Below are 20,118 nucleotides of genomic sequence, written 5' to 3'. Positions count from 1 at the left end.
CCGAGACGAGGAACCGTCAGTCCACGCGACCGTCGTCGGCGAGTTCGCCGGCCAGCCCCCACTCGGCGGCGCGCCGCTCGGCCTCCTCCCGCGCCTCGCGCTTGATGGCCGCGACCCGCTCCTCGTCGGCGAGGAACGCGGCGAGCGCGTCGTGATCCCCGCCCTCCCCGCGCCGTCCGTCCGGCGCCCGCTCTCGGGTTCGAGCCGCCAGCTCCGGGTCGTCGGCCAGTTCCCGCGCGGGCCCGCCTGGGGCCACCTGCAAGGGGTCACAGTCGTGGACGGTCGCGATCTCGGGGGCGGAGAGGCGGTAGGAGGACGCCCGCACCGGTCCCGCGCCCGCGAGCGCGGCCAGCGCGGCCGGCCCGCCCGCGTCCGAGTCGAGTTCGTAGGCGAGCACGGGCACGCCGTCCGCTAGCGTGATGACCCCGCGTTCGGCCACGTCGAGCAGCAGCGTCGTCCCCGGTTCGAGCACGAGGTACCCCGTCAGCTCCCGGTCAAGCGCGTCGCGCAACGGCTCGCCGACGTCCGCCACGACCCGCGCGGCGAGGAGGTCCCCCCGGGGGAGCGACACCGGCGCGGGCGCGGCGCCGAGCGGCCCGTCGCTCATGGCCGGTCGGGGACCACCGCGCTCCGGAAGCGGTCGGCCACGTCGCCGGCCTCGCCGGGCTTCGGGTCGAGGCGGGCGGCCGCGGCGCGGTAGGCGGCCGCGGCCGCGGAGTCGGGCGCGTGTGCGAGCAGCGGGCGGCCGGCGCGCCTCGCCGCCCGCGCGTCGTCGCTGTCCGGAACGGCGCCAAGGGTCGACCCGCCGAAATAGCGCTCCGCCTGGTCGGCGACCCGCCCGAGGTCTCCGTGCACCTTGTTGAACAGCACGCCCGCGGTTCCCGTTCCGTACGAGCGCGCGTACTCCTGGACCTTGAGGCCGTCCGATAGCGAGGGGATGGTCGGCTGGAGCACGACGATCACCCGGTCGGCGAGGACGACCGGGAGCACGGCGGACTTCGAGGCCAGCGTCGCCGGCGAGTCGAGCAGCAGCACGTCGGTATCAGCGGCCAGGTCGGCGACGACGTCCCGGAGGCGGTCCGGGTCGGCGGCCTCGAACGCCGCGAGGCTCGTCCCGCAGGGGACGACGCGCATGCCGTGCCGCTCGTAGGTAGCGTCGTCGACGTCGATCGCGGTGTCCTCCACGAGCAGGTCGTGGAGCGTGACCGGCGCGTCGTCGAGGCCGGCGTGGAACAGCAGGTTCGCCATCCCCGTGTCGGCGTCGACGACGGTGACGTCGTATTCGTCGGCGAGCGCCATGCCGAGCGCGAGCGTGCTCGTCGTCTTCCCCGTCCCGCCCTTGCCGCTCGCCACGGCGAACGCCTCGACCATGCGCGGGGTGGTTCGCACTGGTACAAATAATTTCGGCGTCGTCGTCGCGAAAAGCGGGCTGGATGGGGTTCCGGTGGGGATGGTCGCCACGACCGTCGCGTTCGTCGTCGGGCGACTGCTGGAGGGGTTCGCGCAGGTCGACCGGTCCGACCGGCCCTCACGTCGTGGGGACGGTCAGACGGACAGCGACCCCGCCGGACTCGACGTTCGCGAACTCGGCCCGGCCGCCGGAGGCGTCGAGGACCCAGTAGATGACCCACAGTCCCAGCCCGGTGACGTGCTGGAGGGGGAGTTCGCGGTCGCTCGAGAGGACGGCCATCTCGTCCTCGGGGATCCGCGAGCCGTCGTCGACGATCTCGAGCGTGGCCGAGCCCTCCCCGGGATCCGTGACGAGCGAGACGGTCACGGACAGTCCCTCGGTCCGGTTGTGGACGGCCACGTTCTCGAGTACCTCCCCCACTGCGACGGGGAGGTGCCGGTTGGCCTCGACCATCGCCCGGTCCGGGAGGTCGGCGTCGACGGACACCTCGGGGTACGCGTCCCGGAACTCCGCTACCTCCCGGCGAGCGATTGCGGCCAGGTCGATCACCTCGGTCCCGCCGCTACCCCAGAGATCGGAGAGCAACTGGGCGTTCTCCGAGAGCCGGTACACCCGGTCGACGTGGGCGTCGACGGTGTCGAGTTTCCCTCTCGTCTCCGGGTCCGCGGCCGACTCGGTCAGGTCGTCGCTCAACCCGCGGAGGATCGTTACCTCGTTCCGGATGTTGTGCCGGAGCACCCGCTGGAGGATGGTGAGCCGTTTCGTCAGGAGTTCCTGTGCCGCGCGCTCCCGCTTCACCTCGGTGAGGTAGTAGCCGACGAGCGCGCCCGCGCTCGCCCCGAGGCTCCAGCCGATCGAGAGGACGAACCAGGCCTCGGCGGTCGGCTCCCCCGTCGCTCGCCGCAGCAGGAGGAAGAGGGTGGCGAGCAGGCCGACGACGACGCCGACGCCCAGACCCACGAGGACGATCCGGAGGACGTCCCTCGCCGGGAGCCGTTCGGCGACGGCCCGGTAGCCGGCGAAGAAGACGCAGATCGCGAACACGAGCAGGATCGCGGCCTCCGCGAACTCCACCGCGAGCGGGTCGCTGTCGAGCAGGACGTGCACGCCGGCGAGGAGGACGATCGCCAGCCCCAGGAGGTGGACGAGGTAGCCGACCCTTCCCGGGTCGTCGCCGGCCGCGCGCGCTGACATTCCGGGGACGTTGTGAGTCCAGAAAGGTATATCTACGGAAACACTACCTCCCGAAACGATGCATCGAATCGACTCCGGACCGACGTTCCCCGCCCCGAGCAACCACAGTTAAGATATGACCGGGAGTGGTCCAGCCCGTGCAGGGGGAACGGTCCGCGGGGGACGAGCAGTGGTCCTCGCGTACGGGCTTCGTACTCGCGGCGGTGGGCGCCGCGGTCGGCCTGGGGAACGTCTGGCGCTTCTCCGCGGTCGCCGGCACGAACGGCGGGGGCGCGTACGTCCTCCCGTACCTCGTCGCGGCGTTCGTCCTCGCCGCCCCCCTCCTCGTCCTCGAGTTCGCCGTCGGGCGCGCCTACCGAACCGACGTCGTCGGCGCCTTCCGCGCGGTGCGCCCGTGGCTCGCGCCGGCCGGCTGGGCCGCCGTCGGCGCCGTGTTCGTCCTCCTGTCGTACTACCTCGTGCTCACCGGCTGGGTGCTCGCGTTCGCGCTCGCCGCGCTGCTCGGCCGCGAATTCACGTTCGTCGCGTTCACCGCCGGCTGGGCGCCCGTGGGCTACTTCCTCGCCGCCGCGGCGGTCGTCGCCGTCGTCGTCTCGCTCGGCGTCCGCGACGGCATCGAACGGCTCTCGAAGCTCGCGATCCCGATCGTCTTCCTCGTGCTCGTCGGCCTCGGGGCGTTCGCGTTCACGCTCCCCGGCGCACGGGAGGGGTTGACGTTCCTCTTCGCGCCACGGACGGACGCGCTCGCGGACCCCGGCGTCTGGGTGGCCGCGCTCGGGCAGGTGTTCTTCTCGCTGTCCGTGGGCCAGGGCGTCATGCTCACCTACGGCGCGTACCTCCCTGACGAGGTCGACCTGCGACGCTCGGCGGTGGTCATCACCGTCGCCGACGTCGCCGTCGCGCTCGTCGCCGGCGTCGCCATCTTCCCCGTCGTGTTCTCGTTCGGGCTGGAGCCGTCGGCCGGCACCGCGCTGGCGTTCGAGACGCTCCCGACCGCGTTCGCCGCCATGCCCGGCGGCCGGTTCGTCGCCGTCGCCTTCTTCTCGCTCCTGTTTCTCGCCGCGGTCACCTCGGCGGTCTCGTTGCTGGAGGTCGGGGTCTCCACAGCGACTGGTAACACGCGGCTCTCACGCCGCGCCGCGACTGCGGCCCTCTCGGTCGGGATGGTCGTGCTCGGGCTGCCGTCGGCGCTGTCGTACTCGGCAGTCGACCTCCGCCTCGGCGGGGTCCCGGTGCTCGACGCGCTCGACGGCTCGGTCGGGACGTTCGCGCTCCCGTTCACGGCGCTGTTGACGGTCCTCGCGTTCGTCTGGCTCACCGAGCCGGCGATCGTCCGCGAGCGCCTCGGCGGCGGCTCCATCGTCCCGTTACTGCGGTACGCCGTCCCGATCGTCCTCGGCGCGACGACGACCTACCGGCTTGTCACGGCCGGGCGGGGCGGGTTTGGTCGGGTGCCGGACGCGATCCATCCCGACGCGGGCGTGGCGTCGCTGCTCGTGCTCGGCATCGTTTGCCTCGCGCTCGTCGGCTGGTACTGGACGCGCGAGCAGCAGTCGAGCCGCGCGGCGCGGCGGGGCCGGACGGAGCGGGACTGAACGTCGGGACCGGACGGCCGGATCCGGAGTCCCCGGACGGCGCTCACCCGATGCGGAACTCGCGCCGCTCGATCGCCCCGCAGCGCGGACACACCCGCCGGTAGACCAGTCGCCCGTCGCGGTACCGCGTCGTCCACTCGCCGGCCGTCTCGGCGGTGCCACACGAGCCACAGCGCTCGGTTTCGCGTAACTGTTCCCGGTAGCGCTCGAGCGCGGTCTTCCCGCGCGCGGACGTGGATGCCATGCGTTAGCATACGCATTGATGCGGCAAAAGTTGCTAGGACCGTTGATTCGCCGGACGGCGCGGAGGTGGGCTACTCCTCGAACAGGTCGTCGACCGCGTCGCCCGCCGCGCGCGCCGCCTCGTCGGCGACCGCCTCGGCGTCCGGCTCGGCGTCCGCCGGGGGGTTGACGTACACGTCGACGTCGAGCACGCCGTCCTCGAACGTCACCGTCACGTCGAAGTCGGTCAGGTCGGCCTGGCGGTAACGCGAGAGGACGACCCCCTCGGCCGCCTCGGAGGCGACCTGGACGACCGTCTCGTCGCTCGGTTCTTCGGGCATCGACCCTTACGCGCCGCCCGCGCCGCCGGGACCCATCCCGGCCGGACCGCCGCCGGCGCCGCCCTGGAGCATCTGCTGGAGCTCGCTCTGCAGGTCCTCGAACTGCTCCTGGACGCGCTCCTCCTGCTTCCCGAAGCGTTCGGCACGCATCTCGAGCGTGTCGACCTTCTCCTCGAGCTCGTCGTACGCCTCGTCGTACTCGGTCTCGACGAGGAGCTCGCCGACCTCGCGGTACATCACGGTGTCTTTATCGATGTCCTCGAGCGCCTCGAGGGCCGTCTTGGACTCCGTGAGCGAGCTCTCGGTGGCCTGTTTCTGCTCCGCGACCTGCTGGGCCTGCTCCTGCAGGTCCTGCAGTTCCTCGATCTTCTCCTGAGCCTCCGGCGGCAGATTACCCTGCATATCCCGACAGTCGTGCTTCGGCGTGAAAAACCCGGTTATTGCCGGACGCGAGTGACGCGAGCGACTCGACCACCCGGAGGGAGGTGTACGCGGCCGAGCGGCCCGGAATCGGGAGTAACGCCGACCGGAGTTCGCGGCTAGCTCACTCTGTCCGCGACACGTCCGCCACGTCGGCGATCTCCTCGGCGACGCGAACGAGGCGGACCCAGGTGTTCGTCCCCGCACGGAGCGCGACGAGGTCGCGCGCGCGCACCCTGACTTCCACGGTTCGGCCGGCCCGCGAGACGGTCGCCCGAGAGCGGTCGTCGTCGACCTCGCCTACCTCGACCGCGACGGCGTCGTGGACGTCGCGGGCGCGCCGCTCGGCGGGGTAGGGGAAGGACAGAACCGCGTCGTGATCGTAGTCGGTACCGCCTCCGGGCATCGGCCCGCGGCTACTCCACGTCGACTTCCTTGATGACTGGTGCGCGCTCCTTCAGGAGCACGCGGTGACCGCAGTAGGGGCAGCGGACGCCGCCGTACTCGTCGAGTTCGACGTCGCGCTTGCAGCGGGAGCACTTGTAGCTCATTGGTGGATGGTGGGGGTGGAGGTACTTGGGCCTCGGGGTTACTCGTCCTCGGCCTCGACGTCCACCTCGACGTCGACGTCGGCCGCGCCCTCGCCCTCGAGCGCCGCACGGATGGAACGCCGGACGCCGCGGCCGCCCGGCGTCTCGGGCCGGTAGGCGCCGCCGGTGAACGTCTCGCCGGTCTCCTCGTTCACCCAGACGCCGGTGCCCTTGCGCTTCACCGAGTCGCCGTCGACCGTCGCGTTGTTCATCTCGTCCTCGATGTCGGCGACGCGCTTGCGTGCGACACGACCGTATCGGGCGCCGAACCGCCCGGCGCTCCCGGTCTTTCGTGCCTTGGATTCAGCCATATGAGCGCGACTTCGCCGGACGTGGGTAAAAACCCCGCGAAATCGGCCGCAGCGGTCGGCAGACCCGACTGCCGGACGGACTACGCGAACTCGTCGTCCGCGAGCGCCTCGTTCAGGTCGGCCCGGACCAGTTCCCCGACCTCGCGGTCGCTCGCGGTCGTCACCACGCGGTTCTCCTGGACACTGGAACCGTCTCGAAGCAGCAGACGGACGTTCCCGTGCTCGTCAGCCCGGGTCACCTTCGCGCGGACTCCCGTCCGCGAACCGCTCCCGCCGGCGTCGATGGGGCCGGGGATGATCTTCTTCACGTGGGGGTGTTCCGCGACGGCCCGGATCGCCCGCCATCCCTTTCGTTCGCCGATGAGCGTCGAGTGTGCGCCGCCGAGTTTCTCCGCCGGCGCGGCCTCGACCACCTCGAGCGACGGTTCGCCGTGCCGGGCGAGCACCGTCTCGACGGGGTCCTCGTCGGGCACGCGGTAGAACTCGTAGTGGAGTTGCGCTCGGGTCTCGCGCAGCGGGACCCGCTCCCCGGCCGCGTACACCGTCTCCGGCCGTTTCCGCTGGATTTCGTCGGCGACCCGGCCCGCGTAGTTGCGGAGCTGCGTCCGGGCCGTGCGCTCGCCGTCGTCGGGAACGGTCGTCACCGTGGTCTCCCCGAGTACCTCCGCCCGGTCCGCAGGTTCCTCCGACTCGTCGTCCTCGACGCCGACCTCGCTGTCGAGCATCGTGAGCGTCGCCCTGTCCTCACCGAACACGACGACGACGGCGTCACAGTTGGCGGTGTTGCACCGGAGACAGTAGTCCCCGGGGCGGTCGAGGGGTGCGCTACACCGCCGACAGTTCATACCCGAGCGAGGTGTCGGGGTCGGATAAGCGCGTTCGTTCGGTTCGGCACACCGCATGACGCTATATCAAATCCCGGAGGATGGCGTCCTCACCCGTCCGATCGAATTCGAGAGTCGGCATCGAGAACGTCCCGTCCGTTCGGCGTTCCCGAAACGCGTTCGGACGAGAAACCGCGAGAAGCTGCGAGGGGTGAAATCGGGGCGGTCCGGGTGGCCGTGCTTTCCGGTGCGCGTCGAACTGCGTCAGGTGGCTCGAGTCGTCACGGGACCAACGACAGGGAAACGGACGCCCGATGAACCCGCGTCGACCGCCGGCCTCACTCGTCCCCCGGCGGTCCGATCCCGATCGTCTCCTCGATGAGGTTGCTGTGACCCCGCCGCAACCGCTCGGAGAACGCCTGGTGGGAGATGCCCATCTCCTCCGCGAGTTCCCGGAGGTCGATCTCGCGCGGGACGTCGAAGTACCCCGCCTCCCACGCCGTCCGCAGGCTCTCGTACTGCTCATCTGTCAGCCCATACCGTCCGCTCGGGTCGGATTCGAGATCGCGGATCCGCTCGATGTCGAAGGTAAGGTCCTGCTCTTCGCAGAACGCGTTCACGTTCGACAGCTCGTCCCGGTCCGGGAACAGTACTCGGACCCGCCAGCCCGACTGCGTGCCGTGGAGCTCCATGATGGTCGAGCGCTCGTTCGTCACGATCCGGACGATCAGGTGGACGTGCTGGGCCCACGTGAGCTGATAGAGCCCCTCGTCCTCGTACCAGGTGAGCTGCGAGAAGTCCTGCACGCTGGGATCGTCCTCGAGCGCCTCCTCGAGATCGGCCTCGTTCGCCCCGCTGAGCCAGACGAGCGGGACGACGATGTCATCCCCGTTCGCCACGATCCGCTCGCTCTCGGCCTCGAGATCCGGCACCTGATCGAACGTGTGCTGCAGGGCGAACTCCCCGTGGGGGATCTCGGCGACGACGATCGTTGGCATACGCAGTCGTATATCCGGCGAGGTATGAGAGTTTTGTCGGGAGTTCCGCGTTCCTAATCGGAAATTCGAATTACATATCGTGCACGGACGCTGGATTGTCCAACTCACGGTCCCTGCCCAGGCAGGCAGCGGTCACATAGGAGTCGGTTACCCATGATGAACGTACATGAGCAACCAGGAGACCAGGGTCGATACGACCGACAGCGAGGAACTCAGGGAGATCGTGGAGCGACAGCGGGACGCGATCGATCGGCTCGAACGGAAGGTCGACGCGCTGGCCTCCGAACTGGACACGAGTTTCGGGGGGAGGTGTACGCGGTGCGAGGACGGCGTGATGCTCCGGAAGGACATGTCGCTGGTCTGTTCCTCGTGTGACGTCGTCAGGTCGCTCTGACAGCCGTCGGGTCCGTCCACCCTCTTCCGGACGACCGCGCGTCAGGGCCGGACGGACCCGAGCACCCTCGGTTTCGCTCACCCAGGGCGGGTGAGCGACGAACGCTCCTCACGGGTGAATCGAGCAGGCTCACAGGGGGCCCGTTGCGGCATCGAAAAAGAATCCGACCGGACGTGTGCGAGCGCGGCCTTACCGACCGTGGCTGAGGCGGACTTCGTCGTCGGTCACCGCCTCGATGTCGCTCTCCCGGAGCCGGTAGGTGTCCTCGTCACTGTCACCCCACCCGAGTTTCGCCTTCAGCTCGTCGGCGATCCCGGGGTTCGGGTCGATGTGGGCGGCGCCGGCGTCGACGTCCTTGACGATCCCGATCTTGTCGCCGGTCGACGTGACGACGTCCTTCCCCTCGTCGGCGTCAGTGAGTTCTGTCGACATTGCATCCAGGTAGTCACCCGTTATCGTGGTCGTCCTTCTGCCTGCATATTCAACATCGGCGTCGACAGGAGGTCGACGCGGGCGGCAGGTCGGACGCGGCGGGTCGCCATCGCCCCAGCGTCCACTCATCTACACCGGGAGTCCACCCGTCGGTCGTCCGTCGTCGAGGGAGGGGAGGTTACGGCCGGTCGAACGCGTCGTCGAGACGGTCGGCCGCGAGCGCCGTCACGGTCCTGACCCGCGTCTTCTGGAGGTTCAGGTCGCTGTACCGACAGCCCAGTTCGCGTAACGTCCGTTCGCTCCCCCGGAAGTCGTACGTGCGTCTGGCGAGGCGGCCCTCCGGGCACCGCGTCGTCGCCACCACCGGCACGCCCCGTTCACCGAGCGTTTCGAGCGCGGGGATGATCTGCGGGGGAATGTGGCCCGCACCCAGCGCGGCCAGACACACCGCGTCGCTGTCGGCACAGGCGTCGAGGAGGCGCGTCGACATGTCGAGCGTGACCGTGATCGCCTCGACGTCGGAAGACAGCGCGTCCCTGTCGGGCGCGAGCGTCGGGTCGGGGTTCTCCGACCGACGGCGCCACGTCACGCGGTCCTCGTCGACGACCGCCAGTGGGCCGAACTCCGGCGACCGGAACGTGTCCACGTTCGTCGCGTTCGTCTTCGTCACCTCCCGCGCGGCGTGGACCCGGTCGTTGAAGCAGACGAGCGTCCCCTCCTCCCCGGCCGTTCCATCGACGGCGACGCGCACGCTTGCGAGGAGGTTCGCCGGGCCGTCGGGGCCGGCGAGCGACGGGTTCCGCATCGCGCCCGTGAACACGACGGGCGTCCCGCCGTCGTAACACAGATCGACGAAGTACGCGGACTCCTCGAGCACGTCCGTCCCCTGCGTGACGACTACGCCCGTCACGTCGGGGTCGGAGTCCAGTTCCTCGAGGCGCTCGACCAGGTCGTACAGCCCCTCGTAGGTCATGTACGGGCTCGGTTCGTTCGCGAAGTCGACGGTGTCCACGTCCGCGACGTCGCCGAGCCCCGGTACCGCGTCGACGAGTTCCCGGCCGGAGAGCGACGGACTGGCACCGTCCCCGTCGGACGTCGACGCGATCGTACCGCCGAGTGAAACGACAACAACGACCATGCGACCGGTACCGACCGAGGCCTCTTGAACCGCGTGGAGTACATCGCTCGAGCCAATTAATGTGAATATATAGATATATTCCTCGGGGGCGTATCGAGGGATATCGGCTGTTTTGAGCCGTCTAGTCGACCGAAAACAACTGTTAGCTGACGAAGGAGGAGGAGCACCCGTGAATCGGATAGCGCGATATCGAATTTTTCGCGGACCCCGACGAACCCTCTCGGAGCCCTCGCAGGGGCGACGGAAACGAGTCCGAACGGTGTCCGTCCGTACCAGTCGGTCTCCGTCGACTCGAGAAGGTGGGTCAGTGTTTCCGCGTGCTAGCCGCAGGGAGCACTCATCCGGCCGATTACAGCCGCTCCGGGTCCCGTTTCAGGTACTCGCGCAACACCGTCGTCGCGTACGAACCGGAGGGGAGCGCGAAGGAGAACACCGGGTCGCCGTCGCGCTCGTCCACCCCGAGGTCGGTGACCAGCGAGACGGCGCGCCGGGTGCCGGTCGACTCGAACTCGCCGGGGAGCGCGAAGTCGCCGCGTTCGACGCCGAGGTCGGCGAGCACCTCGCGCTCGATCTCCCCCGGTTCCCCGTCGGCGAACTCGGTCTCCGTGCCGACGAGCGGCGCCGTGACGAAGGCACGACCGCGCTCGCAGTGCCGGGCGAGCACGTCGACCCGGTCCTCGGTGGCGCGCTGGACGCGGTCGGGGTCCGGTTTGGGGTAATCGGTGTCGCGTTCCGCGAAGCAGCACACGTCGCCCGCGACGGGCCGGTGGAACGGTAGCCCGCGGCGGAGTCGCTCGCTCAGGATTCGGTTGAAGGCGTACGATTGCGCCGCGTTGACGAACAGCCGCTGGAGGTTCGACGGCACCGCCTCCAGCGCCTCGCGCCAGTCCGCACCCTCGGCGAGCCGGTAGAGCATCGAACGCTCGTACCGGAGCCGGCCGGGCATCGCGTCGAGCGCGGCGGTCCAGTCCGGCTGCTCGGAGGCGGCCTCCCGCTCGACGACGTCGCGGGCGGCCTGGGAGTCCTCCGGCTCGGTGTCGTACGGGTTGCCGACGTACGCGAGCACCGCGCCGCGCCAGTCGCCCCGGAGGACGTGGAGCCCGACGTCGTGGGTGACCGGCCGCCGGCTGCCGAAGCGCTGGTGGCCGAAGTAGTTCGGGACGGCGACCGTAGCGGGGTCTTCCCCTGAGGTTCCGGCGTCGCCGCCGGCGAACGCGCGGAGGTCGGCGGTGATGGGCGCGGGGTCGCCGTCCGCGTCGCGGACGCGGATCTCGAACTCGTTGCCCGCGAGGTCGCCGAAGGTGAGCGCTCGCCCCGTTCGCCCGAGCACCTCGACGTCGGCGTGGCGTATCTCGGGGACTTCGTCCGGGTCGATCCGCTCGACCGTGAACAGCTGCGTCGTCACGGCGTGCTTGTCCTTCGTCCCCGCCCAGGAGACGCGCTCGCGGCTGATCCCGAGGTCGTCGGAGAGCCGGCCGGCGAAGTCGTTGGTGTCCCAGCTCCGGAGCGTCGCCCGGAGGAGGACGTGCGGGTACGAGCCCGGGTCGGCGTCGACGGGGTCGGGGTCCATCCGCTCGCGCTCGCGGACGACGAAGTCCTCGGGCTCCTCGCGGAGGTGACCGCCGATGCCGTCGGCGTCGCTGACGTAGAAGTCGACGCCGACGACCCGCTCGCGGGGGTGGGCCTCGCGCATCAGTACAGCGGCAGGTCGCCGGTCACCTTGTCGACGATGTTGTCCTGCCCCGGACCGACGGCCAGGGCCGTGACGGTGCCCGGTTCGAGCTGGGTGTGTCCCGCGTCGCGGACGACGGCGTACGGCAGCCCTTCGCGCTCGGCGACGTCGGCGAGTTCGAACAGCTGGGACTCGCCCTGCCCCTTCAGGACGACCTTCTTCTGGCCCCCGCCCTTCCACTCCTTCCGGGTCCGTCTGTCGGCGTCCTCGTAGGCCGAGAGGGAGGCGTGTGCCACCTGCGCGGCGAGCTTGCCCGTCCCCATCCCGATGTCGGTCCGGGCGACGATGGCCTGTTTCATGTTCTCCTGGTTGTCCCGGCTCGGGGTATAGGTGCTGTTATCCGGTGGGTTCGGCTGGGCGTGGTTTCCCGGAGCGGTGACTGCTTCCATCGCGACACATTCCGTGACGACCGCGAAAGCCCATCACGACCGACGAGTAAGTCCGAAAACATTTACCAGATCGCCGAGAGCACCCGCCAATGTCGCGTCCCCGTACGCCCCTCCTCCGCCCGCAGTCGTACTTCCAGGCCCACGACGGCTCGCCCCCGCTGGGGGACGCCATGATCGCCGTCCTGGTGGTGGCCGTCGTCACCGCCGGCGGCGTCGGCCTGTTCCTCTCCGAGTTCGACCGCGCGGTCGACGCGACCGTCACGATGGACAACCCCGAGCACGTGCCCGAGTGGGCCTGCGAGAACTACGCCGAGAGCGACATCTCGACGCCGAGCGGCTGTCACCCGTCGGTTCCGGAGACGGTCGAACGGGACGTCGGTTCGCTCGTCGTCGAGAAGTACTCCTGGCTCCCCCTGGTCGTCCTGCTATTCGTCCCCGTCCTCTGGGTGTTTCAGGGTGCGGTGCTCCACGGCGCGAGCGCGCTCTTCGACGGCAAGGGGACGTTCTCGGACACGCTCGCGGTCGCCGGCTGGGGGATGGTCCCGAGCGTCACCCGCATGCTCGCCATCGGCGCGCTGCTGGTGTACCAGCTCCGGACGACGACCTTCCCGGGCTCCACCGAGGGTGCGGTCGCGGCGCTGGAGGCCGCCTTCGCCGGACTGAGCACGATCTCGCTGGTCGCGACCGCCGTCGTCGCCGTCTGGGCGGGGGCAGTGCGGGTGTACGGGCTCGCCAGCGCGAGGGAGATCACGACCGGCGAGGCGTTCTGGATCGTGCTCGCGAGCACGCTCGTCGGCCTGCTGTTCGAGGCGGTCTGACGGGCGCGGAGGGGTAAGGCCCCGGCGCAGTGGGACACTGCCGTGCGACGCGGACGGGAGGGTTTACGTCGCCCCGTCCCGGTCATCGGGACATGATACTGGCGGACACCGACATCCTCGCGCGACTCCGCGACGGGGACCTCGTCGTCGACCCGCTCGACGACGTCGACACGCAGGTGCAGCCGGCGAGCGTCGACCTCCGGCTCGGCCCGGAGTTCCTCGAGTTCCGCCGGACGAACATCCCCTGCATCCACCCGAACGACGAGCGCGAGGTCGACGAGTACGTGACCGAGACCCACGTCCCCGAGGGCGACGACTTCATCCTCCACCCCGGTGACTTCGTCCTCGGCACGACCAAGGAGACCGTCGAGATCCCCGACGACCTGGTCGCCCACGTCGAGGGCCGCTCCTCGCTCGGCCGACTCGCCATCGTGGTCCACGCTACGGCCGGGCTGTGCGACCCCGGCTACCGGGGACAGATCACCCTCGAACTGTCGAACCTGGGGAACGCCCCGGTCGCGCTCAGCCCGGGGATGCGCGTCTCACAGCTCACCTTCACCGAACTGAAGTCGCCGGCCGACCGCCCGTACGGCAGCGAGCGCGGCTCGAAGTACCAGGGCCAGTCCGGCCCGCAGGCCTCGCGCATCGGCGACGACCCGGAGTTCGCCAACCGTCGACGCGGGACCCGACACGGCGGCGAACTCGGCGACGATGGCGACGAGACAGCCGGAGGAACGGGGGCGTAGCGTGCGGTTCATCGAGGAGATCGTCGTCGAGGAGTTCCTCCCGACGGTGCGCTCGATGCTCGCGGAGGAGCTCAGGGACCGCGGGCTCACCCAGAGCGAGGTGGCGGACGCGCTCGGCATCAGCCAGTCGGCGGTGTCGAAGTACGCCCACGGCGAGGTGAGCCGGCGCGAGGAGGTGCTGAACGACGAGCGCGTGGAGGAGCTGGTCGAGCGGGTAGCCGAGGGGCTCGCCTCGGGCGACATGGGTCCGGTCGCGGCGCTCGTCGAGTTCGAGGTGCTCGTCCGGGAGCTCGAGGACGGCGACCTGCTCGCGGACCTCCACGAGGAGGCGATGCCCGAACTCGCCGGCGCCGAGTACGACTTCACGGTCCACGACCCCGAGAGCGCGCTCCGGGAGCGCGAGCGGACGCTCGCGTCGCTCCGTCGCGGCCTCCGGCTCCTCACCAACACGTCCGGGTTCGCCGGGCTCATCCCGCACGTCGGCTCGAACCTGGTCGAGTGTCTCCCCGACGCGACAGACATCGAGGAGGTCGCTGCCGTCCCCGGGCGCATCTTCGACGTGAAGGGCCGGGCCACGGTCCCCGGCGACCCGGAGTTCGGCGTGAGCGAGCACGTCGCCGGCGTGCTCCTCTCCGCACGCGCGGCGGACGCCGACGTCCGCGCCGCGGTGAACATCACCCACGACGACGACATCGTCGCGACGCTGGAGGAGGCGGGGTACGAGGCCATCGCGTTCGACCCGGAGGCGCCGACCGACCCCGTGCGGGCCGCGCTCGCCGATCGCGACCTCCCGGAGACGTTCGTCGTCTACCAGGCGGGCGGCTTCGGCATCGAACCGGTGGTGTACGTGCTCGGCCCGGACGCGCCCACGGTCGCCAACGTCGTCCAGGAGCTGCTCTGATGTGGCCGAATCGGGAGGACGGGGGACGCTGAGACGATGGACGCGCCGGAGTTCTATTCCACGTTCGCGGGGCTGTACGACGCGCTCGCCCGGCACGGCCCGGGTGTCGGGCACCTCCGCGAGTCGCTCGCCGACACGCTCGCGCCCGATGCCGGCGACGCCGTCGTCGAGTTCGGCTGCGGCACGGGCGCGAACCACCGCCACCTCCGGGAGCGGGTCGGTCCGACCGGCCGGTACGTCGGCGTCGACTTCTCGCCGGGCGTCCTCGCGGTGGCGTGGGACCGGGAGCGGGCGGACGGCGCGGCGTTCGTCCGCGCCGACGCGACGCGCCCGCCGATCACACCGGGGAGCGTCGACGCCTGCTGTGCGGCGTTCGTCTCGGGGATGCTCGCCGACCCGGCCGAGGCGGTCGAGGCCTGGGCCGACCTCGTCGGACCAGGCGGCCGCCTGGCGCTGCTCGACCTCGCGCGGACGACGCGGCCCGGGTGGCGCGCGCTCAACCCGGGCTTTCGCCTGTTCGTCCGGCTCGGCTCGCCGCCGGGCACCGCGACGTCCCTCAGCGAGAGCCCGACGGCGGTGCTCGACGGCCGCGTCGCGGCGGCTCACCGGACGCTCCGGGCGCGGTGTACGGACGTGACCGTACGGACGCTCGCCGGCGGGTTCGCGCGGGTGAGCGCGGGGACCGTCAGGTAGCCGGCAGGCGAGCGCGGTTCGTCGGTGGCCGCTCCCCCCAGGGCCGGTCCATCAGCAGTTCGTCCCTGACCGGTGGCCAGGCCGGTCGGCGCTGTCCGTCGTCAGCGCGTCGCCCGCGCCTCGCGGACCTCGGCGCCGTCGCGGACCACGTCCTCGCAGTGGGGACACACGCGCGGACCCGCCCTCTCGTCGGGCGCGAACACCCTGACGTACTGCTCGGAGACGGACGACCCACAGTTGTTGCACTCTCGCATGCGACCTGCCGTTTCCCAGCATCCGTGATAAATTCCGTGGTCTGAGGACGAAAATATGGTCCGGAACGCGGGGCGCTCCGTCGCCCCGGCGGCAGAGCACCGAAGGTGAGCGAGCGCCCCTACCGCAGGGGCAGCAAGCGCTCTCCGAGCCCGCGCTCCATCGGCCGCTCCGCCAACAGGACCGAGCAGTCCACCTCGTCCACGACGTCGTAGTGGAGCGAGTCGCGGACGAGCCGCGACAGCAGGCCTCGTTCGGTCGCCCCCATCAACAGCATGGTGTGGCCCGCCGCCTCCCGGGCGATGGTCCCCTCGAGATCCCCGGAGTCGTCGACCACTGGCGTGGTATCCTCGAGGTCGTGCTCGGCGGCCCACTCCACGAGGAAGCGCTTCCCAGCCGCGACCTCGTCCGAATCGTCGACGACGTGCAGGAGCGTGACCTCGGCGCCCGTTCCGGCCTGGAGCGTCCTGGCGATCTCGGCACAGAGGTCCGAGTGCGGGGAGTCGGTGACGGGGAGCAGGACCCGGGAAGTGTCAATTCCACTATCCTTGAACACGAGGAAGTCGCAGGGAAGCTGACCCGTGAGTTCGTGGAGCGGGCGGTCCCGTCGTGCGGCACCCCACAGGCGGTCGGCACCCCAGCCAAGCATCACGAGGTCGGTGTCCCTGCGCTCGGCGACCCTGAACACCGCCTCGAACGAGCGGTGTGAGACGATCGTGGAGGTTTCGCAGGTGACGTCGTAGGTACCCACCGTCTCGCGGACGTCCTCGAGCAGCCGCTCGGACTCCGCGACGATCCGCCGGTTCTGCCCGGCGCCGTACCCACCCGGGGACCGGTCGGGAACCTGGACGATGTGGACGACGTGGACCGTGGCGGCCTCCCTCTCGGCGGCGAGCGTGCACGCGAGTTCCACGAGCCTGGACTCGGTCCGCGGGTTCGCGATCGGCACAAGTACCCGGTACCCCCCGTCGTCGGTCGTCGGTTCCTCCGCAGTGTCGACGAGCGGGACGTACGACTGCCCCACCAGCCCGCCGAAGAGCCACTCCTTGAGCGAGAGCTGCCGATCGGCGCCCTCAAAGCGCGCGGACTCGAGGCGCCGCTCTGTCGTCTGGAAGTAGTTGACGACGGTGACGAGGATGACCCCGCCGACCGTGTTGCCGAGCAGGACCGGGAGGACGAAATCGACGAACCCGACGAACACGGCGAGGTCCCCCCGGAGGACCAGGTACACCATCTCGGTGATCGAGACGACCGAGTGGTACAGCCCCCCCAGGGGGATGGCGAGGAAGGCGAGGTAGACGACGACGAGCCGGGAGATCGTGTCCTGGGAGGCGTACTCGACCCAGACGACCCCTGCGACGATTAGCCCGGCGAACGCGGCCTTCGAGAACAGGGGCCACCACCCGGTTTCGACGCCGTGCTGGCCCAGTTCCGCCGCCACCGTCGCCGCCTCCGGTGAGAGCACGCCGCCGAAGACGAGCGCGGTCGCCCCGAGGGCCCCGCCGGCGGCGTTCCCGCTGATCACGACCACCCAGTTGCGCAGCAGGGCCGGAATGCTTGCGAGCCGTTCGAGCGTCAGCGCGACCGGAGGGAGCGTGTTTTCGGTGTACAGCTGGTAGCCGCCGATGATGATGTAGATGAACCCGAGCGGGTACAGCAGGGCGCTCACCACGGGGTCCCCGCCGGTCGTCGCCGACAGCGAGACGTACAGCATGAACGTGATGGTGATGGCGAAGCCGCCCGCGAGCCCGCTGAAGAACAGTTCGCGGCTACCGGACGTTATCTCCTCGTCGGCCGCGGCGACGATCCGCTGGAACACCTCGTCCGACGAGAACCGGTCGCGGACGACCCGGCCCGCCGCCGGCGCGCCGCTCCGCGAGCGCTCGACGGCGTCCCTGACCGCCGTCTCGTTCTCGGATGCATCGGGGTCGGACATTACGGGCACCGGCTACCGATTCGACCCAAACATTTGGTTCATTCGGCCACGGCATCCTGAAACGGTGGTCGGGTTCACCCCGTCGACGCCGGCCCTCCAGGGCCCCGGCACCGCCGCGTCGTCGCCCCTCCCGAGCGACGCGGGTTTTTGCCGTCGGAGCGCCAACGACCACCACACGAGTCACAATGAGCGACGCGACCAACATGCTCGTCGACGGGGAGTGGCGGACGGACGTCCGCCGCGACACCGGCGACGGCGGCGAGTTCGAGCGGGAGGAGACGAGCTTCCGGGACTGGATCGACGGCGCGGTTCCCGGGCCGGACGCGGAGCCGGTCGAGAACCCGGATTTCCCGGCAGAACCGGACAGGTACCACGTCTACATCAACCGGGCGTGCCCCTGGGCCCACCGCGTCGCGATGACGCGCGCGCTGAAGGGGCTGGAGGACGTGGTCTCGCTCTCGCTCACGCGACCGGAACGGTACAACGAGGGGTGGGAGTTCTCCGAGGACCAACCCGACCCGCTCTACGGCGCGCGGTACCTCCGCGACATCTACACGAAGGCCGATCCCGACTACACCGGCCGCGTAACAGTGCCGGTGCTCTGGGACACCCAGCGCGAGACGGTCGTGAACAACGAGAGCGAGGAGATCATGCGGATGCTCGACACCGCGTTCCACGACCTCGGCAACGGCGTCGACCTCTACCCCGAGGGGTACCGTGAGGAGGTGGACGAGTTGATCGACGACGTCTACCCGCGAATCAACAACGGCGTCTACCGCGCCGGCTTCGCCGGCACCCAGGCGGCGTACGACGATGCGGTCGATGACCTGTTCGAGGCGCTCGACGAGTACGAGGAGCACCTGGACCACCGCCGGTACCTCGCGGGCGACCGCCTCACCGAGGCCGACGTGGCGCTGTTCGCGACGCTCGTCCGCTTCGACCACGTCTACCACACGCACTTCCGGTGCAACCGCCGTGCAATCCACGAGTACCCGAACCTCTGGGAGTACACGAAGGACGTGTTCGGGACGCCCGGCGTCGCGGGGACGGTGAACCTGGACCACATCACCCGCCACTACTACAAGTCGCACGAGAGCCTGAACCCGAAGCGCATCGTACCGACCGGCCCAGACATCGACTTCTCGGCGCCGCACGACCGGGACGGGTTGCCCGGCGAACCTCCCGCAGAACTGGTGGGGGACGCGGCGGCGGATTGAGCGACGTTCCCCGTCCTAGAGGAGGCCGCAACGTCGCTCGATGGCGAATGCCCCCACTTCTGCCCACCATAGCCAGCAGCCGAGGACGAACTGGAACGCGATACGACTAATAGACGCGTCAACTTTCCATATATTCCGCAAGATGTTCTCCCGTCCGAGTTTAATCCCTTTCTTCGAATACAGAAATTTGTTTTGGTGAGCCCCGAAACCACCGTTTTATCGCGATCCGGCACGTCATTGTTCATCCCGACTAAAGCGTCGCCGGAGAGATTTCATATCGCACTATAGAGTTTATTATGTAAACCTTCGTGTCAGAGGGTGGATCACCCGGAATCGGCGACGACGACCCGGATGCGGGGCTTTACGGCGACCCACGCGAATAGCCGGCCATGCCCAGACCCACAGCCCGCGTCAGGTCCTGTGACCGCTCCCGCATCCGAGTGATGTTCGACCTCGCCGACGAGGCCGAGCGCGAGGGGCGGGACCCGGTCCGCCTGGAGGTCGGCGAACCCGACTTCGACACGCCCGAACACATCACCGAGGCCGCGGTCGATGCCCTACGTGGCGGCGCGACCCACTACACCTCGAACGCGGGGCTGCTCGAACTCCGCGAGGCCATCGCCGACACGCTCGACGCGGAGTACGGCGTCGAGCAGACGCCCGACGAGGTCCTCGTCACGACCGGGGGGATGGAGGCGCTCCACCTCGCCGTGCTCGCGACCGTCGAGCAGGGCGAGGAGCTGCTCATCCCATCGCCCGCGTGGCCCAACTACTGGACGCAGGCCCGACTGGCCGACGCCGACCCCGTCGAGGTCCCGATGGCGGCGCCGGACTACGACCTCGACGCCGAGCGCGTGATCGACCGGATGGGCCCCGACACCGGCGCGGTGGTGCTCTGCTCGCCGTCGAACCCGACCGGGCGCGTCGCCGACCCCGACGAGGTCCGGGCCATCGTCGAGGCGGCCGCCGAGCACGACGCCTACGTCATCTCCGACGAGGTGTACGGTGCGCTCACCTACGACCGCGACCCGGAGGGGGTCGCGTCGATGACGGGCAACCCCGAGCACGTCCTCACGGTCGGCTCCTGCTCGAAGGCGTTCGCGATGACCGGCTGGCGGGTCGGCTGGCTCGCGGGCACCGCCGACGTCGTCGACGAGACGACGAAGGTGCGCGAGTCGACGACCTGCTGTGCGCCGACCATGGCCCAGCACGGCGCGCTGGCTGCGCTCACCGGTCCGCGCGACCCGGTCGAGGAGATGTACGAGGCGTTCCGGGAGCGACGCGACTACGTCGCCGACCGGCTGGAGGGCATGGACGGCGTGACTGCCCCGCGTCCCGAGGGCGCCTTCTACGCGTTCCTCGAACCCAATACCGACGAGGCGAGCCTCCCGCTGGCGAAGCGTCTGCTCGAAGACGGCGACGTTGTGCTCGCGCCGGGCGACGGCTTCGGGGACGCCGGACGGGGACAGCTTCGGCTGTCGTTCGCGAACTCGCTGGAGCGACTGGAACTGGGGCTGGATCGGATCGAGGAGACGATCTAACGACCAACGTCGGTTCGACTCCA

At 69.9% G+C, this 20,118-nt stretch carries 25 protein-coding genes; 8 read left to right on the top strand and 17 right to left on the bottom strand.

Annotated elements, in window-relative coordinates:
• Positions 1-16 precede the first annotated feature (16 nt).
• From HUG10_RS15040 to HUG10_RS15030, 3 genes are all read right to left on the bottom strand, one after another.
• Positions 17-607, bottom strand: coding sequence for a hypothetical protein (locus HUG10_RS15040; protein WP_179170348.1), 591 nt, complete (start codon positions 605-607; stop codon positions 17-19).
• Positions 604-1,371 (bottom strand): nucleotide-binding protein, encoded by a 768-nt coding sequence (locus HUG10_RS15035; protein WP_179170347.1) that lies wholly within the window; start codon positions 1,369-1,371, stop codon positions 604-606. Before HUG10_RS15035 ends, HUG10_RS15040 begins: the two co-directional genes overlap by 4 nt.
• Before the next feature lie 157 nt (positions 1,372-1,528).
• Complete coding sequence (locus HUG10_RS15030; protein ID WP_179170346.1) at positions 1,529-2,605, bottom strand: sensor histidine kinase; 1,077 nt, start codon at positions 2,603-2,605, stop codon at positions 1,529-1,531.
• Between the two features lie 137 nt (positions 2,606-2,742).
• Here HUG10_RS15030 and HUG10_RS15025 point away from each other — a divergent pair, with 137 nt between their 5' ends.
• Positions 2,743-4,200, top strand: a complete 1,458-nt coding sequence (locus tag HUG10_RS15025) for a sodium-dependent transporter (protein ID WP_179170345.1) — start codon at positions 2,743-2,745, stop codon at positions 4,198-4,200.
• Between the two features lie 43 nt (positions 4,201-4,243).
• Here HUG10_RS15025 and HUG10_RS15020 read toward each other — a convergent pair whose 3' ends face one another.
• The 8 genes from HUG10_RS15020 to HUG10_RS14985 all read right to left on the bottom strand — a co-directional run bounded on the left by HUG10_RS15020 (position 4,244) and on the right by HUG10_RS14985 (position 7,906).
• Positions 4,244-4,444: an HVO_0649 family zinc finger protein gene (locus tag HUG10_RS15020; RefSeq protein ID WP_179170344.1), complete on the bottom strand. Its 201-nt coding sequence runs from the start codon at positions 4,442-4,444 to the stop codon at positions 4,244-4,246.
• A gap of 70 nt (positions 4,445-4,514) precedes the next feature.
• The gene (locus HUG10_RS15015) at positions 4,515-4,763 is read right to left on the bottom strand and encodes a DUF3194 domain-containing protein (RefSeq protein ID WP_179170343.1); all 249 of its coding nucleotides are present in this window, start codon (positions 4,761-4,763) and stop codon (positions 4,515-4,517) included.
• Positions 4,764-4,769: 6 nt separating this feature from the next.
• Entirely contained in the window at positions 4,770-5,165 is a 396-nt protein-coding gene (locus HUG10_RS15010) for a prefoldin subunit beta (protein WP_179170342.1), read from the bottom strand.
• 142 nt (positions 5,166-5,307) lie between these two features.
• On the bottom strand, positions 5,308-5,589 hold the full coding sequence (locus HUG10_RS15005; protein ID WP_179170341.1) for a KEOPS complex subunit Pcc1: 282 nt from the start codon (positions 5,587-5,589) through the stop codon (positions 5,308-5,310).
• A 10-nt stretch (positions 5,590-5,599) separates the two neighbouring features.
• A complete protein-coding gene (locus tag HUG10_RS15000; RefSeq protein WP_179170340.1) occupies positions 5,600-5,734 on the bottom strand; it encodes a DNA-directed RNA polymerase subunit P in 135 nt (44 codons plus the stop codon).
• Positions 5,735-5,772: 38 nt separating this feature from the next.
• On the bottom strand, positions 5,773-6,084 hold the full coding sequence (locus tag HUG10_RS14995; protein ID WP_179170339.1) for an eL43 family ribosomal protein: 312 nt from the start codon (positions 6,082-6,084) through the stop codon (positions 5,773-5,775).
• Between the two features lie 80 nt (positions 6,085-6,164).
• Positions 6,165-6,929 (bottom strand): DUF2103 domain-containing protein, encoded by a 765-nt coding sequence (locus HUG10_RS14990; RefSeq protein ID WP_179170338.1) that lies wholly within the window; start codon positions 6,927-6,929, stop codon positions 6,165-6,167.
• Between the two features lie 317 nt (positions 6,930-7,246).
• Positions 7,247-7,906: a helix-turn-helix domain-containing protein gene (locus HUG10_RS14985; RefSeq protein WP_179170337.1), complete on the bottom strand. Its 660-nt coding sequence runs from the start codon at positions 7,904-7,906 to the stop codon at positions 7,247-7,249.
• Between the two features lie 166 nt (positions 7,907-8,072).
• On the opposite strand from HUG10_RS14985, the gene HUG10_RS14980 reads away from it, so the two are divergent.
• Positions 8,073-8,300, top strand: coding sequence for a hypothetical protein (locus HUG10_RS14980; protein WP_179170336.1), 228 nt, complete (start codon positions 8,073-8,075; stop codon positions 8,298-8,300).
• A 189-nt stretch (positions 8,301-8,489) separates the two neighbouring features.
• On the opposite strand, the gene HUG10_RS14975 is transcribed toward HUG10_RS14980, so the two are convergent.
• The 4 genes from HUG10_RS14975 to pth2 form a co-directional block, all read right to left on the bottom strand.
• The gene (locus HUG10_RS14975; protein ID WP_179170335.1) at positions 8,490-8,732 is read right to left on the bottom strand and encodes a PRC-barrel domain containing protein; all 243 of its coding nucleotides are present in this window, start codon (positions 8,730-8,732) and stop codon (positions 8,490-8,492) included.
• A gap of 178 nt (positions 8,733-8,910) precedes the next feature.
• Positions 8,911-9,870 carry an asparaginase gene (locus tag HUG10_RS14970; protein ID WP_179170334.1) on the bottom strand — a complete coding sequence of 320 codons (960 nt, stop codon included), beginning with the start codon at positions 9,868-9,870 and terminating at the stop codon, positions 8,911-8,913.
• A gap of 349 nt (positions 9,871-10,219) precedes the next feature.
• Positions 10,220-11,563 carry a tRNA pseudouridine(13) synthase TruD gene (truD, locus tag HUG10_RS14965; RefSeq protein ID WP_179170333.1) on the bottom strand — a complete coding sequence of 448 codons (1,344 nt, stop codon included), beginning with the start codon at positions 11,561-11,563 and terminating at the stop codon, positions 10,220-10,222.
• Positions 11,563-11,901 (bottom strand): peptidyl-tRNA hydrolase Pth2, encoded by a 339-nt coding sequence (gene pth2 / locus HUG10_RS14960; protein WP_179170332.1) that lies wholly within the window; start codon positions 11,899-11,901, stop codon positions 11,563-11,565. The genes truD and pth2 overlap by 1 nt, the downstream gene beginning before the upstream one ends.
• Before the next feature lie 179 nt (positions 11,902-12,080).
• Between pth2 and HUG10_RS14955 the strand changes: the two genes are divergently transcribed.
• From HUG10_RS14955 to HUG10_RS14940, 4 genes are all read left to right on the top strand, one after another.
• Positions 12,081-12,809 carry a Yip1 family protein gene (locus HUG10_RS14955; protein ID WP_179170331.1) on the top strand — a complete coding sequence of 243 codons (729 nt, stop codon included), beginning with the start codon at positions 12,081-12,083 and terminating at the stop codon, positions 12,807-12,809.
• A 92-nt stretch (positions 12,810-12,901) separates the two neighbouring features.
• Positions 12,902-13,555: a dCTP deaminase gene (gene dcd / locus HUG10_RS14950; RefSeq protein ID WP_179170330.1), complete on the top strand. Its 654-nt coding sequence runs from the start codon at positions 12,902-12,904 to the stop codon at positions 13,553-13,555.
• Between the two features lies 1 nt (position 13,556).
• Positions 13,557-14,456, top strand: coding sequence for a thiamine-phosphate synthase family protein (locus tag HUG10_RS14945; RefSeq protein ID WP_246310263.1), 900 nt, complete (start codon positions 13,557-13,559; stop codon positions 14,454-14,456).
• A 36-nt stretch (positions 14,457-14,492) separates the two neighbouring features.
• Positions 14,493-15,149, top strand: coding sequence for a class I SAM-dependent methyltransferase (locus HUG10_RS14940; RefSeq protein ID WP_394354968.1), 657 nt, complete (start codon positions 14,493-14,495; stop codon positions 15,147-15,149).
• A 101-nt stretch (positions 15,150-15,250) separates the two neighbouring features.
• On the opposite strand, the gene HUG10_RS14935 is transcribed toward HUG10_RS14940, so the two are convergent.
• Both HUG10_RS14935 and HUG10_RS14930 read right to left on the bottom strand, forming a co-directional pair.
• Entirely contained in the window at positions 15,251-15,403 is a 153-nt protein-coding gene (locus tag HUG10_RS14935) for a DUF7563 family protein (RefSeq protein ID WP_179170329.1), read from the bottom strand.
• 119 nt (positions 15,404-15,522) lie between these two features.
• Positions 15,523-17,337, bottom strand: coding sequence for a formate/nitrite transporter family protein (locus HUG10_RS14930; RefSeq protein WP_179170328.1), 1,815 nt, complete (start codon positions 17,335-17,337; stop codon positions 15,523-15,525).
• Between the two features lie 185 nt (positions 17,338-17,522).
• Between HUG10_RS14930 and HUG10_RS14925 the strand changes: the two genes are divergently transcribed.
• Together HUG10_RS14925 and HUG10_RS14920 are read left to right on the top strand one after the other, a co-directional pair.
• Entirely contained in the window at positions 17,523-18,554 is a 1,032-nt protein-coding gene (locus HUG10_RS14925; protein ID WP_281375657.1) for a glutathione S-transferase family protein, read from the top strand.
• A gap of 389 nt (positions 18,555-18,943) precedes the next feature.
• Positions 18,944-20,095, top strand: coding sequence for a pyridoxal phosphate-dependent aminotransferase (locus HUG10_RS14920; RefSeq protein WP_179170327.1), 1,152 nt, complete (start codon positions 18,944-18,946; stop codon positions 20,093-20,095).
• Positions 20,096-20,118: the final 23 nt, after the last annotated feature.

The organism is Halorarum halophilum, from assembly GCF_013401515.1.
Lineage (GTDB): Archaea > Halobacteriota > Halobacteria > Halobacteriales > Haloferacaceae > Halorarum > Halorarum halophilum.
This window is presented reverse-complemented; position numbering and strand designations above follow the sequence as displayed.